This window comes from Acinetobacter sp. ANC5681 (assembly GCF_023488045.1).
GTDB lineage: Bacteria > Pseudomonadota > Gammaproteobacteria > Pseudomonadales > Moraxellaceae > Acinetobacter.
In genome coordinates this window covers 39,218-55,269 of the sequence record NZ_JAMFKZ010000014.1, presented here as the reverse complement: position 1 = coordinate 55,269, position 16,052 = coordinate 39,218, and the positions used below count along the sequence as shown (strand labels likewise).

Sequence of the window (16,052 nt, the reverse complement as noted above, 5' to 3'; positions counted from 1 at the left end):
TTAGTAAGAACTGGATATGCGAAGATATAAACGTCAAATGAATTTAAGTGAAGTGAAAAATGCCTTTCATCAATCTGGATATGTCGATTGGCACTTAAATCCACGTTTAAGTGACTCGCAAGAGGATCATGATGGCGAAGTCATTGTTCAGACAGCACCACCTGAATTAAAAAAACCGCCACTATACGCTGTTGTTTTACTGAATGATGATTACACACCGATGGATTTTGTTATTGAGGTACTACAAAGTTATTTTGGAATGAATCTTGATCAAGCAAGTCAGGTGATGTTGACAGTTCATTATGAAGGCAAAGGAACAGCAGGTATTTATCCACGTGATATTGCAGAAACAAAAGCGAATCAAGTGAATAACTTTGCACGATCTCAAGGCCATCCATTATTGTGTCAGATCGAACCTGAGCAGCGTTAAAAAAAGCGAAGCTTTTTAGCTGCGCAAGACGAGCAACTGTGTTGGGAGTGAAAGCGTTAAAAAAAAGCGAAGCTTTGTTCCGAGTGCAAAACGAGCAACTTTGTTGCGAGTAACAGCGTTAAAAAAGCAATGCACTTGCTTCATATATGGCTCATAAGCTAAGAGTGAAAGCGTAAAAAAGCTGCTGAATATCACTTTGAGTAACCATATCTTGCGAATAGGTCTTTAGAAAACAAGGCTATCTTTCGATATGTTATTTAAGTGCTAAATCAAGACATATATTGTTTTGTGTTAAAAATATGAATCAATATACTGACAATCTTTATATTCAACCTATACATGATTTGTTAGGTTTTAACTAAGATCATAGCATATTAAAATTTTTCATAGGTTGAATACGCTTTCATAAATAAAGAATAGATTTGCTGTCTTTTTGAGCGACTAGGCAAGTCTTATTCTCTTTGTAATCGAAATTTTACAACAATACTTTGTTTTGAATCTTGACCAAGATACTCAAGTAATGCTAACTGTAGATTATGAAGTAAAGTGTTATTGTAAACGTATACTAGATAACGCTTTAAAGCCTCAGACAAACCAAGTTAATACCAGCTTATTCTAATATTATCCTTTTAGATGAAGCACAAAATATAAGGGGGTTGCATGCTCAGTCGTCAATTAGAAGTATCGTTACGTTTGGCTGTTAGCATGGCTCGTCAAAAGAGACATGAGTTTCTGACAGTTGAACACTTGTTGCTTGCTTTACTTGATAATGATTCAGCAGTCAATGCGTTAAAAGCATGTGGTGCTGATATCGTTACATTGCGTAAAGAATTAGAGGAATATGTAGAGCAACATAGCCCAAAACTTGGTGATAATAGTGAACAGGCGCCTCATCCAACTGAGAGCTTTGATCGAATTTTGCAACGTGCAATTTTCCATGTTCAATCGAGTGGTGGTGACCGTACGGTTGAAGGTGCAGATGTTCTAGTTGCAATGTATTCAGAACGAGATTCGTTCGCGGTTTATTTACTTAAACGTCATCAAATTAACCGTTTAACTTTGACTCAATACCTATCTCATGGCACTCGTAAAGATGAGATTCAAGTTGAAGAAGAAGTTGAAGATATTGAAGGTGAAAGTGCAGCTTCAGCAAATGCTGGGCCACTTGAGCAATACACGCTTAACTTAAATATCGAAGCACAAAAGGGCAAAACTGATCCTTTAATTGGACGTGAAAAAGAAATTGAGCGTGCAGCACAAATTTTATGTCGACGTCGTAAAAATAATCCGTTGCTTGTTGGTGATCCGGGTGTAGGTAAAACCTCAATTGCGGAAGGTTTAGCTTGGCTGATTGTAAATGGCAAGGCACCAAAACCACTTGCAAATGCTGAAGTTTATAGCTTAGACATTGGTGCTTTGGTTGCAGGGACTAAATATCGTGGTGACTTTGAAAAACGTTTAAAACAGTTGTTGAATGCTTTGAAAAAGAATCCAAATGCGATTTTATTCATTGACGAAATTCATATGATCATTGGTGCAGGCTCGAGTATGGGCAGCACTATGGATGCATCGAATTTAATTAAGCCTGCATTAGCGAATGGTACTTTGCGTTGTATTGGTTCAACAACTTTCCAAGAGTATCGTCAGGTATTCGAGAAAGATCATGCCTTGTCTCGTCGTTTCCAAAAGATCGATGTGAATGAACCAAGTATTAGTGAAACGATTGAAATTTTACGTGGCTTGAAAAGCAAGTTCGAAGATTTCCATCATGTTGAATACGATGATAAAGCTCTTGTTGCTGCTGTTGAGTCGTCAGCTAAATTTATCAATGATCGTTTTTTACCAGATAAAGCGATTGATGTGATTGATGAGGCTGGTGCACAACGCCGTTTGAAAGCTGAAGTCGATGGTACAACCATCTCGGTTGAAAATATCGAAGACATCGTTTCTAAGATTGCGCGTATTCCACCGAAAACAGTATCTAAAGATGACAAGTCTGTACTTGAGAATTTGGAACGTGATCTTAAACGTGTTGTATTTGGTCAAGATGAAGCGATTACAGCACTTGCATCAGCGATCAAATTATCTCGTGCAGGCTTGAAAGCACCAGATAAACCAGTGGGAAGTTTTGTCTTTGCAGGTCCAACAGGTGTAGGTAAAACCGAGGTTACGAAACAACTTGCGAAATTGCTCGGTGTAGAGTTGGTTCGTTTCGATATGTCTGAATATATGGAGCGCCATGCAGTTTCTCGTTTGATCGGTGCGCCTCCAGGCTATGTTGGATATGATCAAGGTGGTTTGCTGACAGATGCGATTCATAAAAATCCGCATTGTGTACTCTTGCTTGATGAGATTGAAAAAGCACATCCAGATGTATTCAACTTGTTGTTACAAGTCATGGATCATGGTGCTTTAACAGATAACAATGGCCGTAAGTCTGATTTTAGAAATGTGATCATTGTTCTTACGACTAACATCGGTGCAGAAAGTATTGTTCGCGCGAGTATTGGTTTCACTGAACAAGATCATAGTGCAGACAATCAGGATGCAATGAAACGTGCATTCTCGCCAGAATTCCGTAACCGTTTGGATGGTGTTATTCAATTTAAAGCACTTCCGACTACGATTATCGACTCAGTTGTAGATAAATTCTTGACTGAGTTACAAGCGCAGCTTGATGAGAAACAAGTGGTACTTGATGTTGATCAAAGCGCTCGTGATTGGTTGTCAGCTAATGGTTATGACCGTCTGATGGGTGCTCGTCCAATGCAACGTCTGATTCAAGAGCATTTGAAAAAGCCACTTGCTGAGATGATTTTATTTGGTGAGCTTGCAGAGCATGGTGGTAACGTTGCGGTTTCTGTGAAAACAGAAAATGGCAAAAACATTGGTTTAAAATTGGAAGTATTTGAAGATCATATTAACCCGAGTGCTGAACCTGCTTAATGTTTGAACTGTCTTTCTCTATAACCCAAGTACTTAAAGTATTTGGGTTATTTTTCGTCACAGCAATCGCTGAAATCTTAGGTTGTTATTTTCCTTATTTAATTTTGAATCAAGGAAAGTCGCATTGGTTATGGGTTCCTACGGCGTTAAGCTTAGCCGTTTTTGTTTGGTTACTGGCTTTGCATCCTGCTGCGTCAGGGCGTATTTATGCGGCTTATGGTGGTATCTATATTTTCACGGCATTGATGTGGTTACGTTATGTTGATCAGGTGTTATTAACTCGATGGGATATATTAGGAGGAATGATTGTTTTGTGTGGTGCAAGCTTAATTATTTTACAACCACATGGTTTGGTACGTTAAATGCTACAAAATATTTTTCAAAAACACTTGTCAAATGCTGAAATAGTGCGTAATTTAAGTGTTAGGAACAGTTTTTTAGATATTTGAAATAAACATGTTAAAGCATACTGTAAACACAAACGCATACTTTTATTTTTGGCAATATATGTAGTTGCCTGATGCGTTTCGGGCAGCAAAAAAGGGTTGCCCAACCAGTTAATACCTGATCGGCAACACCGATCAGGTTTTTTTATGCTTTAACAATCATGATTTTAGGAGAAATACCATGTATACATTCAATTATTCATATTTTAGCAAGATTTCTTGGTTTTACTTTGCAAAAAAATCAACATCACTTAGATCACACTTGCTCAAATAAATGATAGGACTGCGAAGAAGGTCAGTCCAAAGGAATTGAAAATGAATGCTTTAAATACTGCTTTGACACAACCACACACTCATTCAAAAGAATTAATACTTAGCTTGCCATCACAACTCAAAGCACAGTATCCCTTGTCTGCAACTTTAGCGCAGCAAATTTCAAAACATCGCCAAACGATTCAGAATATTTTATCTGGGCATGATCATCGCTTAATGGTGATCACGGGTCCTTGTTCGATTCATGATCCTATCGCGGTACTCGAATATGCTGATCGCCTCCAACAACTACAAGAACAAGTAAAAGATCAAATATTCTTGGTGATGCGTGCATATATTGAAAAACCGCGTACTACCGTGGGTTGGAAAGGTTTCTTATATGATCCAAATTTAGATGGATCATCAGATTTACAACTTGGTTTAGAAAAGTCTCGTGCACTTTACTTACAACTCATCGAAAAAGGCTTGCCGATTGCTAGCGAAATTTTAAGCCCAATGGCAACAGGTTATTTTGATGATTTACTGGCTTGGGGTGCAATTGGTGCACGTACCAGTGAATCACAGATTCATCGTGAAATTTCTAGCCATATGCCTTACAGTATCGGCTTCAAAAATGGTACAGATGGTTCAATCCAAATTGCTTTGGATGCGATTCAGTCTGCACTGCATGGTCATCAATTCTTAGGTATGACCCAACAAGGTTTACCTGCAATTTTGCATAGCAATGGAAATCCTTTACCACATTTAATTTTACGTGGTTCAAATCAGGGTACCAACTATGATTTGGCTTCGATTCAAGCGATGCATTTCAAACATAAGCATTTACCTGCATTAGTGATTGATTGTAGTCATGGCAATAGTGGCAAAGACCCATTACAACAACCGAATGTTTTAAAGCAAATCATTGCAGAACGTACTGAGTCGAAAGTTCGTGGTGTGATGATTGAAAGTCATTTAGTGGATGGGAATCAAAAGATTTCTTGCGATATGACATATGGGCAATCAGTAACCGATGGCTGTTTAGGCTGGGATAAAACAGCACAAGCTTTATTGGATATTGCTGAGCGGATGCGAAAGTAAAATTTATATAAAAAAGCCAATCATTGAGATTGGCTTTTTTATATCTATGTTGATTTAGGCAGCATGTTTAGATTGAGCATTAAGAAAATGCCCAATTTCTTGGCTGAATTTTCTTGGTTCTGTGATTAGAGGTGTGTGCCCTGAACGCTCAAAGTAAACGGCTGTTGCATTGCTTAATGAGTTCGCAATCAGTGTTTGTCCTGTTTCAGGGTAAAGCGTAGATTCACGACCAATAAAGAAGGTTGTTGGACAATCAACATGACTGATTGCTTCACGATAATCTTCATCGTGATTTAAATAGTTCTCTACATACCAAAGCAAGTAATCTAGGCGTTGAATTGGGAGTAAATACTTTTGTAAGAATGGGCGATGTAATGCGAGTTTGAAAATTTTAGGGCTGTAACTGTTGCTGCTTTGAAACACAATGAATCCAACCCATAAACTGACTAGCTTAAAACGTATTTCTTTGGGTAAATCTTCCAGTATTACAGCGTCTTTGTATTCCAATAATAAAGTTTGAATATCAAGGAGTAAGTTTTTAAATTGCAAATGTTTCTGACCAAATAACCCATACTGCCAAGTTTCATCGACCGAAATCTTTGGCGTTTGATCGATATGTAAATAGGCTTTGAGTTTTGACCCTAAATCAGCATGTTTCATACCATGCATGGCTGTGGTTGCACCCATGGAATAACCGATCAGGATAAATTGGTCTAATTTTAATTGTTTAATAAGTGCATCTATATCATTCCAATGACTCGAAATGGCATCGGTATTTGGTATAGCACAATCTTTTGAACCACCAAAACCACGCCAATCTGGAATAATAAATTCGTATTTTTTGCGACTCGCAAATAAAAAAGGAAGCCATTGCCAACTTTGCATACCTAGTCCTGAGAGTAAGAGTACAGGTTCACCTTCACCCACACGACGTACAAATAATTTTTCTTGGTCAGGCATGGTATAAAACGGCATTATTTTTCTCCTGCAAATTGTTTAAGTTGTGGAATGAGAATATTGAGCCATTTTACCCATTCACTTTCTTGCGTTATGCCTAATTCTAAAATCATTTTATGAATAAATAAGGTACGATTCTCAGAGTTATTATTTTGAAAATCTTTATCATATATGGCTTGGTAAAGCTTTAATTTTTCTTGGTGAAGATTTAGATGTCGTTCTAACTCTGGCAATAACGCATGGCCACCAATCTGAGCTTCTGCTCTTAATCTGACCATGAGGTCATCACGAAGTTGAGCAGGCTCGCTTTGTTGTTGAATCCATGCAGCAAGTTCTATTCTTCCAAGTTGTTCAACTTGATAAGTTTTTTTACGGCTATTGGCAGCTTGTTCTTCTAATGTAGAAATCCATCCTTTTTTCAGCATTCCATTGAGTTCGCGGTAAATTTGCTGATGAGTCGCGTTCCAAAAGAAGCCCATTGAACGGTCAAAACGACGAGCTAAATCAAAACCTGTACTTGGTTTCTCTAATAAGCTCGTCAATAAAACATGGGCAAGTGACATGATGATCCGTAATAAAAAATGACTCATCAGAATTATGCAACATGTTGCATAAAAATCAAATCTTGTTTATAACTTTATGCAACAAGTTGCATTAGCAAGCAGATTGCTAGCCAAAGGAGAAAACATGTCAGCTTATCCACATTTATTACAACCACTTGACTTGGGTTTTACCACATTAAAGAACCGTGTGCTTATGGGCTCTATGCATATTGGTTTAGAGGAAGCGCCTCAAGGCTATGAACGTATGGCTGCATTTTATGCGGAACGTGCCAAAGGTGGTGTAAGTCTGATTGTAACTGGCGGTGTTTCTCCAAATGATGATGGTGTTGTGTTTGCGCATGGTACAAAATTAGATTCAATCGAAGAAGCAGAAAAACATAAAGTGATTACCCAAGCTGTGCATGAGGCTGGTGGAAAAATCGCAATGCAAATTTTGCATACAGGGCGCTATTCTTATCAAGCAAATAATGTTGCGCCATCAGCGATTCAAGCACCAATCAATCCGATTAAACCAAAAGCATTAAGTTCAGCAGAAGTTCAGCAAACGATTGATGATTTTGCAAACTGTGCCAAGCTTGCACAATATGCAGGTTATGATGGCGTTGAAATCATGGGCTCAGAGGGCTATCTGATCAATGAGTTTATTGCAGCGCGTACCAATCACCGTGATGATGAATGGGGCGGTAGCTACGAAAATCGTATTCGTTTTCCAATTGAGATTGTAAAGCGTACTCGCGCCACCGTTGGCGAGAACTTCATTATCATTTACCGTCTATCCATGCTGGACTTGGTTGAGGGTGGTTCAAGTCTTGAAGAAGTGATTCAGCTTGCCAAAGAAATTGAGAAAGCAGGTGCAACCATTATCAATACAGGCATTGGCTGGCATGAAGCCCGTATTCCAACCATTGCCACTAAAGTTCCTCGTGCCGCATTTACATGGGTAACTGAGAAACTTAAAGGTGAAGTATCTGTTCCATTGATTACTTCAAACCGTATTAATACCCCTGAAATGGCGGAACATGTATTGGCTTCAGGTCATGCAGATATGATTTCGATGGCTCGCCCAATGTTGGCTGATGCAGATTTTGTATTGAAAGCGAGTGAAGGTCGTAGTGATGAAATCAATACGTGTATTGGTTGTAACCAAGCATGTTTAGATCATATTTTCTCGATGAAAATTGCTACATGCTTAGTCAATCCACGCGCATGTTATGAAACTGAGTTAATTTTTAAAGAAACAAATACAATAAAAAATATTGCAGTAATTGGCGCAGGTCCAGCGGGTCTAAGTTTTGCAACATATGCAGCGAGTCGTGGCCATAAAGTTAAAGTGTTTGATTCAAATAATCAGATTGGTGGTCAGTTTAATATTGCGAAAACCATTCCTGGTAAAGAAGAATTTTACGAAACTTTACGCTATTTCAAACGTCAGATTGAGTTACAGCCGAATATTGAGCTGGTACTCAATCATACAGTGACTTATGAAGAACTCAGCCAAGCGAATTATGATGAGATTGTTGTTGCAACAGGGGTAACACCGCGTCAATTACAATTTGAAGGTATTGATCATCCAAAAGTATTGAGCTACATCCAAGTATTAAAAGAGCGTGTTCCAGTCGGTAAACGTGTTGCGATTATTGGTGCTGGTGGTATTGGTTTTGATACAGCGGAATATTTAACCCATGAAGGTGATAGCGGTAGTTTGAACCCTGAAAAATTCTATGCGGAGTGGGGTATTGATACGAGCTATGCCCATGTAGGTGGTTTAAAGCAACCTGAGCTAGAGAAATCTGAACGTGAGGTTTACCTATTACAACGTAAAACAGCAGCTGTTGGTGCTGGATTAGGTAAAACGACTGGTTGGATTCATCGTACAGGCTTAAAACATCGCAATGTGAAAATGATTGCTGGTGCAAGTTACGACAAAGTGGATGATCAAGGTTTACATATTACTGTAGATGGTCAGACCACAGTTTTAGACGTTGATAATGTTGTGATTTGTGCTGGTCAAGAATCATATACAGCAATGTTCGATCAACTTAAAGCAGATGGTAAGAATGTTCACTTGATTGGTGGTGCGAAGGAAGCGGGTGAATTAGATGCCAAACGTGCGATTCGTCAAGGTGCTGAGTTAGCAGCAGTTCTATAAATAAAAGATGAGACATTCTCTGTGTTAGGAGAATGTCTCAAACTTCATTAGATTAGAATATAAGGAAATTACAATGACAATCGAAACAACTAAGCAAGCGTTAGAAAAATGGCATCAGATGATCAAAACAGGTGACCTTTCAAATTTAAATGAGTTATTAGCTGACGATGTGGTATTTCGTTCACCTGTTGCTTTTAAGCCTTATGAGGGAAAACATGTAGTTTTCTTCATTTTAACGAATGTGATTCAGGTGTTTGAAAACTTTACTTATCACCGTGTGTTCTACACTGAAGATGGTGAAAATGTCGTGTTAGAGTTCAGTGCTAATGTAAGTGGAAAATCGCTTAAAGGTATTGATATGGTTCGTTTTAATGCACAGGGAAAAATCATTGATTTTGAAGTGATGATTCGTCCAATGAGTGGTTTAGCGGCTTTAGCAGAAAAAATGGGTGCACGCTTCGCACAATATCAGCCAAACGCATCTCAGTAAAATAGCCTAAGTAATATTGAGATCATTAATATGTGGTTAAAACTTTCAACTTTTGCATTATTACCTGTAGTTGTAATACAAGGAGTGAAGGTTCGTAAAAACACACCACGACTTTTAGAAGCGAGTGGTGACCGTGATGGTCTTATTGGACAAGGACAGCCACTCTCTTTACTCATTTTAGGTGATTCGGCAGCAGCTGGGGTTGGTGTTGAGACCCAGCAAGATGCTTTATCTGGTGCGATTATTTCAGAATTAAAAAGAGAATATTTGTTGGACTGGAAATTGCATGCAAAAACTGGTGATACAACAAAACAAGTTTATCAAGCGATCCAACAATTAGAACCCAAAAAATATGATGTAGTCGTCACTTCAGTTGGTGTCAATGATGTGACTAAATTAATTTCTGCTAAAACTTGGATAAAACAACAAAAACAATTATTTACTCAAATACAAAATCATTTTCAGCCAAAATTGATTATTGTGTCTGGAGTCCCGCCAATGCAGCATTTTCCTGCATTACCCAATCCATTAGCATGGTTATTTGGACAATATGCAGAACAAATGAATCAAACATTAAAACAGTGGCTAGCCCCACAGTCAGAATTTAGATTTATTGAATACGATATTAAAAATTTTCAGGCGATGAATTTATCTATGGCAAGTGATGGCTTTCATCCAAGTAAAGAAATCTATGCTATTTGGGGGCAACAGGTCGCGACATTGGTGCGACAAACATTTACTCGTGGTTAGATAGAGGTTTTTATTGAATATGGGTATATCTGCTTTAGACAAAATTAAAGTGTTAGGCTCTGAGCTGCTTGATTCTGTACTTGGTGCTGAGCAACCCAAAATGTACTATGACCCGAAAGGAAAAATAAAAGATGTTTTGGAAAAATTACCTCAGTTAAAGAAAAAGTATCGCCCAACACCTTGGCTTAGTAATACTCATGTACGTCTTTTATATTTTGATATCATTAGAAAAAAAACAATTAAGCTTGAATATGATCGCATTGACCAACTCATCATGCAAGATGGTGGGGTTACTGCAGTTGCATGGTATGGCTATAATCTTCCGGTCGAAACGCCTACAATTGTAATTATGCATACAATTACAGGTACGCCAGAAAGTATGCGTGAACTTGTTAAAGACTTACATGCATATACGGGTTGGCGGATTGCACTTTGTTTACGCCGTGGACATGCAGGTTTACCAATGCCAGTACCTCGCATTTCTCTTTTTGGTTTGACTGACGATTTACGAGAGCAACTGAACCATATTCAAACTTTTTTTCCAGAATCTGATTTTTACGCAGTAGGTTCGTCAGCAGGGACAGGACTTTTAGTACGTTATCTTGGTGAGCAAGGCTTAGACACACCATTTAAAGCAGCTTTTGCAATGTGTCCTGGCTATAACACTGAAATTGGCTTTAAAAATGTACATCCTTTTTATAGCAAAATGATGACTAAAAAATTATTCAAATACTTTATTTACCCTTATGAAAATACATGGAATCAGGTTGCTTCGCTGAAAAAGGTATTAGCAACAACAAACTTAGAAGCCTTTGAGAAAGAATATTTCGAGATGGTAGGTTTTGACGATTATCAAAGTTACTGTAAAGCAATTAATCCAATTTATGTATTGGAGAATATTAAAATTCCATTGATGGTGCTGAATGCAGAAGATGATCCTGTTTGTTCAATTAAAAATTTAGAGCCTTATAAAGAGCTTATTCAGCAAATGGAAAATATTGCTGTAGTTACAACAAAAAAAGGAAGTCACTGTGGTTTTTACGAAAGTTTAGAAGTGAAATCGTGGGCATCACGACTGATGGCAGACTTTTTTAAACACTACTCCTAATTTCTAGGCTATAAAAATGCCATGAGTCGCTTTACAACGACTCATGGTTTTTTTGAGAGGTTAAATAAATTAATTATTTAATGCAGGTGTTGCTGCCGCAATCGCTGCAGCAACCGCATCGTCTTCAGTTTGTGCTGGAGTGGGTTTGACGGCTTTAGGTTGTTCAACTTTTGCTGGTTTCTGCTCAGTTTGCGCAGGTTTTGGTTGTTCAGCTTGTGCCGTTGTTGTCTCTTCTGCTGTTTGAGCTGGGCGAGTTTCACGGCGAATTTCTGTAGTTGTATTTGGCGTTTCTTCTCGACTCATCTCAATCACTGGAGCTGCTGGTTTATCTACGCTTTCCAAAGGCTGAAATTCTTGGTTTTGTTGTGGTTGAGATGCTGCTTGAGTCGTTTGTGTTTCAGAAGTTTGTTCTGATGGTTCTTCATTTTTTGGCTCTTCTTTTTTGACACAAGCAGTAAGTAATAGACCAGTTGCAAGTGCAGCACAAATTAAAAGTTTTTTATTCGCCATTGTTAAAGCTACATATTGAATGAAAGATGCCAGTGATTATAGCAGTAAAATTAAATGAAAAAATCCCTAGGATTTATTGAGCTTGTTGATATTTTATAAATGCTTGCATCAGCGTATCTGTTGAAATTGCGATATGGTCAAAATCTTCAAATGAATTTATTTCTGATCTAAAATTCTTTTTAAACATTAAACGTAATTTATGGATGAAATATCCACAAACCCCATAAATTTTTATCGAAAATGCTGATAGAATAGTCAGTTGTTTATAGTTCTTTGAATTGATGCGGTTTGACTTTGCTTTATAGGGGCAGAGTACAGTAAAATTGCCCAACATTGTAGGCCGATTTCGGCTCGATTGTACGAGAAACTCAATGACCCATTTTATTTTTGTCACTGGTGGTGTGGTTTCATCACTAGGTAAAGGTATTTCTGCTGCTTCTGTTGCCGCACTTTTGGAAGCTCGTGGCTTGAAAGTCACTATGGTAAAAATGGATCCATACATTAATGTCGATCCAGGTACCATGAGCCCATTTCAGCACGGTGAAGTTTTCGTCACAGAGGATGGTGCTGAAACTGACTTAGATTTGGGCTATTACGAACGTTTCTTACGTCGTGCGAAAATGACCAAACTGAATAACTTTACCAGTGGTCGTGTTTATCAGGACGTTTTGAATAAAGAACGTCGTGGTGATTACTTAGGTGGCACGGTTCAAGTTATTCCACATATTACAGATAATATTAAAGAACGTGTACTTCGCGCAGGTGAAGGCTACGACGTTGCAATCGTTGAGATTGGTGGTACTGTTGGTGATATCGAATCACTTCCTTTTATGGAATCAGTACGTCAGTTGATGGTAGAGCTTGGTCATAAACGTACCATGTTGATGCACTTGACATTATTACCATATATCAAATCTGCTGCTGAACTTAAAACCAAGCCAACTCAACATTCAGTTAAAGAACTTCTTTCGATCGGTATTCAGCCAGATATCTTAATCTGCCGTACTGAATATGATGTTGATGTTGATACTAAACGTAAAATTGCATTGTTCACGAATGTTGAAGCGCGTGCCGTTGTCGTCTGTAAAGATGCAAAAACAATTTATCAAATTCCACGTACATTCTACGAACAAAATGTTGACGATTTAATTTGTGAACGTTTTGGTTACAACGACCTTCCAGAAGCAAATCTTGAAGATTGGGATAATGTTGTAGAAGCATTATTGAACCCTGAATACACTGTTCGTGTTGCGATGGTCGGTAAATATGTTGAATTACCAGATGCTTATAAATCTGTAAATGAAGCACTTTTACATGCAGGTATTCAAAATCGCGTTAAAGTTCAGATTGACTACGTGAATGCTGAAGACCTTGAACAGCAAGATATGAGTATTTTGAGCACTGCTGATGCGATTTTAGTACCAGGTGGTTTCGGTGAGCGTGGTACTGAAGGCAAGATGAAAGCTATTCAATATGCACGTGAAAACAAGATTCCATTCCTAGGTATTTGTTTAGGTATGCAGTTGGCTGTGATTGAGTATGCACGCAATGTTGCAGGTATGCCTGAAGCGAGTTCAACTGAATTCAATCGCTCAACTAAGTATCCACTCATCGGTTTAATTACTGAATGGTTAGATGAACGTGGTGAATTACAACAACGCAGTCTTGAGTCGGATCTTGGCGGTACGATGCGTTTGGGTGCACAAAAGTCTGAACTAGTTGAAGGCACAAAAACACGTGCAGTCTATGGTAAAGCTGAAATTACAGAGCGTCACCGCCATCGTTATGAAATGAATGATCGTTTTATTCCAGCGCTTGAAGAGGCAGGAATGAAAATTTCAGGTTATTCATCAGTACAACATTTGGTTGAAACTGTAGAAATTCCTGAACATCCTTGGTTTATTGCTGTACAATTCCACCCAGAATTTACAAGCTCGCCACGTGATGGTCATCCATTATTTGCTAGCTTTATTGAAGCTGCAAAAAAACAGCATCAAAAGTAAGTACTAAGTTTTAAATAAACTGGGAAAGTTTGAATGTCACAATTAAAACCACAAGAAGTTGTACGTTTAGGCGATATAGAAATGGCAAATCATTTGCCATTTGTATTATTTGGCGGAATGAACGTACTAGAGTCAAAAGATTTAGCATTTGAAATTGCTGAAACTTATGTCGATATTTGCAAACGCTTAGATATTCCTTATGTATTTAAGGCAAGCTTTGATAAAGCAAACCGTTCAAGCCTAAACTCTTATCGTGGACCGGGTTTGGAAAAAGGGATTGAATGGCTTGCGGACATTAAAAAACATTTTAATGTGCCAATTATTACGGACGTTCATGAACCTTACCAAGCAGCGCCTGTTGCTGAAGTTGCGGACATTATCCAACTCCCAGCTTTCTTAAGTCGCCAGACTGATCTTGTTGAAGCAATGGCAAAAACTCAAGCCATTATCAATATCAAAAAAGCACAATTCTTAGCACCACACGAAATGCGCCATATTTTGCATAAGTGTTTGGAAGCTGGAAACGATAAACTCATTCTTTGTGAACGTGGTTCAGCATTTGGTTATAACAACTTGGTTGTAGATATGCTTGGCTTCGACATCATGAAAGAAATGAATGTACCTGTATTTTTTGATGTCACCCACGCATTGCAAACGCCTGGTGGTCGTGCTGATTCTGCGGGTGGTCGCCGTGCTCAAATCACGACTTTAGCGCGTGCAGGTATGGCAACAGGTTTAGCGGGTCTGTTCTTGGAAGCACATCCAGAACCTGAAATCGCAAAATGTGATGGACCGTGTGCTTTGCGTTTATCTCAGCTTGAGCCATTCTTGGCGCAATTAAAAGAATTGGATACTTTAGTTAAAGGATTCAAAAAGTTAGATACCCATTGATGTAATTGTTTACATCTTATTTTCATTCAACAGAGGAATTGTTCATGAGCCAAATCGTTGACATCCGCGCACGTGAAATTTTGGACTCTCGTGGTAACCCAACCATCGAAGCAGACGTTATTTTAGAATCTGGGGTTGTGGGTCGTGCATGTGCACCATCTGGTGCTTCGACTGGTTCTCGTGAAGCTTTAGAACTTCGTGATGGTGACAAAGCACGCTATTTAGGTAAAGGTGTTAAAAATGCGGTTAATAACGTAAACACTTTAATCCGTGATGCTTTAGTGGGTAAATCAGTATTTGAACAAAAAGACATCGATAACACGATGATCGAGCTTGATGGTACTGAAAACAAAGAAAAACTAGGTGCTAACGCAACTCTAGCTGTTTCTTTGGCTGCTGCTCGCGCTGCTGCTACTGAAAAGAAAATTCCTCTTTTCCAATACATCGCAGACTTGCGTGGTCAAACAACTTTGAGCATGCCTGTACCAATGATGAACATCATTAATGGTGGTTCACATGCCGACAATAACGTTGATATTCAAGAGTTCATGATTGAGCCAGTTGGTTTCACTTCATTCTCTGAAGCATTACGTGCAGGTGCTGAAATCTTCCATTCTCTAAAATCAGTTTTAAACAAAAAAGGTTTAAACACTGCTGTAGGTGATGAAGGTGGTTTTGCTCCGAACTTGCGTTCAAATGAAGAAGCAATCACTGTTATTCTTGAAGCGATTGGTCAAACGGGTTACAAAGCGGGTTCTGACATTATGTTGGCACTTGACTGTGCATCTTCAGAATTTTACAAAAATGGTCAATATATTCTTGCAGGTGAAGGCAATAAAGCATTCACAAGCAACCAATTCTCTGATTATTTAGCTGGTCTTGTAAATCAATACCCAATCATCTCGATTGAAGATGGTCTTGATGAGTCTGATTGGGAAGGTTGGAGCTACTTAACATCAATCCTTGGTGACAAAATCCAATTGGTTGGCGACGATTTATTCGTAACTAATCCTAAGATTTTACAACGCGGCATTAATGAGAAAGTCGGTAACTCTATTCTGATCAAATATAACCAGATCGGTACGTTGACTGAAACTCTAGATGCAATCTACCTTGCAAAAGCAAATGGTTATAGCACGGTAATTTCACACCGTTCAGGTGAAACTGAAGATTCAACGATTGCTGACTTGGCAGTAGGTACAGCAGCGGGTCAAATCAAGACGGGTTCACTATGCCGTTCTGACCGCGTAGCGAAATATAACCAATTGCTTCGTATCGAAGAATTAACGAATGCAGCTTACCGCGGTAAAGCTGAATTCAAAGGTCTAAACTAAGGTCAATTTATCTATGTTGAATACTTCTGATCATCTTTCTTTACAAAAGACAGAAACTCTGCAAATTCATAATCATATAGAATTTGCAGGTGATCTTCCTTGTAAGAAGGATGTAGGGAATT

14 protein-coding genes and 1 pseudogene are annotated in these 16,052 nt (G+C 38.5%); 12 read left to right on the top strand and 3 right to left on the bottom strand.

Annotation, left to right across the window (positions count from 1 at the left end):
- Positions 1 to 16 precede the first annotated feature (16 nt).
- The 5 genes and pseudogenes from clpS to M5121_RS09690 all read left to right on the top strand — a co-directional run bounded on the left by clpS (position 17) and on the right by M5121_RS09690 (position 5,175).
- Positions 17 to 430, top strand: a complete 414-nt coding sequence (gene clpS, locus M5121_RS09710) for an ATP-dependent Clp protease adapter ClpS (RefSeq protein ID WP_005160061.1) — start codon at positions 17 to 19, stop codon at positions 428 to 430.
- Positions 431 to 890: 460 nt separating this feature from the next.
- A pseudogene (locus tag M5121_RS15995) lies at positions 891 to 1,049 on the top strand (ATP-dependent Clp protease adaptor ClpS); the annotation flags it as partial.
- 41 nt (positions 1,050 to 1,090) lie between these two features.
- Positions 1,091 to 3,376 (top strand): ATP-dependent Clp protease ATP-binding subunit ClpA, encoded by a 2,286-nt coding sequence (gene clpA, locus M5121_RS09700; RefSeq protein WP_249571057.1) that lies wholly within the window; start codon positions 1,091 to 1,093, stop codon positions 3,374 to 3,376.
- Positions 3,376 to 3,738, top strand: coding sequence for a YnfA family protein (locus tag M5121_RS09695; protein WP_087535804.1), 363 nt, complete (start codon positions 3,376 to 3,378; stop codon positions 3,736 to 3,738). The genes clpA and M5121_RS09695 overlap by 1 nt, the downstream gene beginning before the upstream one ends.
- Positions 3,739 to 4,137: 399 nt before the next feature.
- On the top strand, positions 4,138 to 5,175 hold the full coding sequence (locus M5121_RS09690) for a 3-deoxy-7-phosphoheptulonate synthase (RefSeq protein WP_249571056.1): 1,038 nt from the start codon (positions 4,138 to 4,140) through the stop codon (positions 5,173 to 5,175).
- A gap of 54 nt (positions 5,176 to 5,229) precedes the next feature.
- Here the strand turns inward: M5121_RS09690 and M5121_RS09685 are convergent, their stop codons facing one another.
- Both M5121_RS09685 and M5121_RS09680 read right to left on the bottom strand, forming a co-directional pair.
- Positions 5,230 to 6,150, bottom strand: coding sequence for an alpha/beta fold hydrolase (locus M5121_RS09685; RefSeq protein ID WP_249571055.1), 921 nt, complete (start codon positions 6,148 to 6,150; stop codon positions 5,230 to 5,232).
- Positions 6,150 to 6,695, bottom strand: a complete 546-nt coding sequence (locus tag M5121_RS09680) for a PadR family transcriptional regulator (RefSeq protein ID WP_249571069.1) — start codon at positions 6,693 to 6,695, stop codon at positions 6,150 to 6,152. The genes M5121_RS09685 and M5121_RS09680 overlap by 1 nt, the downstream gene beginning before the upstream one ends.
- Positions 6,696 to 6,819: 124 nt before the next feature.
- On the opposite strand from M5121_RS09680, the gene M5121_RS09675 reads away from it, so the two are divergent.
- The 4 genes from M5121_RS09675 (at position 6,820) to M5121_RS09660 (ending at position 11,192) form a co-directional block, all read left to right on the top strand.
- On the top strand, positions 6,820 to 8,844 hold the full coding sequence (locus M5121_RS09675; protein ID WP_249571054.1) for an NADPH-dependent 2,4-dienoyl-CoA reductase: 2,025 nt from the start codon (positions 6,820 to 6,822) through the stop codon (positions 8,842 to 8,844).
- Positions 8,845 to 8,917: 73 nt separating this feature from the next.
- Entirely contained in the window at positions 8,918 to 9,334 is a 417-nt protein-coding gene (locus M5121_RS09670) for a nuclear transport factor 2 family protein (RefSeq protein ID WP_249571053.1), read from the top strand.
- A 30-nt stretch (positions 9,335 to 9,364) separates the two neighbouring features.
- The gene (locus tag M5121_RS09665) at positions 9,365 to 10,084 is read left to right on the top strand and encodes an SGNH/GDSL hydrolase family protein (protein ID WP_249571052.1); all 720 of its coding nucleotides are present in this window, start codon (positions 9,365 to 9,367) and stop codon (positions 10,082 to 10,084) included.
- Between the two features lie 19 nt (positions 10,085 to 10,103).
- Entirely contained in the window at positions 10,104 to 11,192 is a 1,089-nt protein-coding gene (locus M5121_RS09660) for a YheT family hydrolase (protein WP_249571051.1), read from the top strand.
- A 69-nt stretch (positions 11,193 to 11,261) separates the two neighbouring features.
- Here the strand turns inward: M5121_RS09660 and M5121_RS09655 are convergent, their stop codons facing one another.
- Positions 11,262 to 11,702 (bottom strand): internalin, encoded by a 441-nt coding sequence (locus M5121_RS09655; protein WP_249571050.1) that lies wholly within the window; start codon positions 11,700 to 11,702, stop codon positions 11,262 to 11,264.
- A gap of 371 nt (positions 11,703 to 12,073) precedes the next feature.
- Between M5121_RS09655 and pyrG the strand changes: the two genes are divergently transcribed.
- Genes pyrG through eno form a run of 3 tightly spaced genes read left to right on the top strand, consistent with a single transcriptional unit; the run spans position 12,074 to position 15,930 of the window.
- Complete coding sequence (gene pyrG, locus M5121_RS09650; protein ID WP_087535797.1) at positions 12,074 to 13,705, top strand: CTP synthase; 1,632 nt, start codon at positions 12,074 to 12,076, stop codon at positions 13,703 to 13,705.
- 33 nt (positions 13,706 to 13,738) lie between these two features.
- Positions 13,739 to 14,596: a 3-deoxy-8-phosphooctulonate synthase gene (kdsA, locus tag M5121_RS09645; protein WP_249571049.1), complete on the top strand. Its 858-nt coding sequence runs from the start codon at positions 13,739 to 13,741 to the stop codon at positions 14,594 to 14,596.
- A gap of 44 nt (positions 14,597 to 14,640) precedes the next feature.
- Entirely contained in the window at positions 14,641 to 15,930 is a 1,290-nt protein-coding gene (eno, locus tag M5121_RS09640) for a phosphopyruvate hydratase (protein WP_005160092.1), read from the top strand.
- Positions 15,931 to 16,052 lie beyond the last annotated feature (122 nt).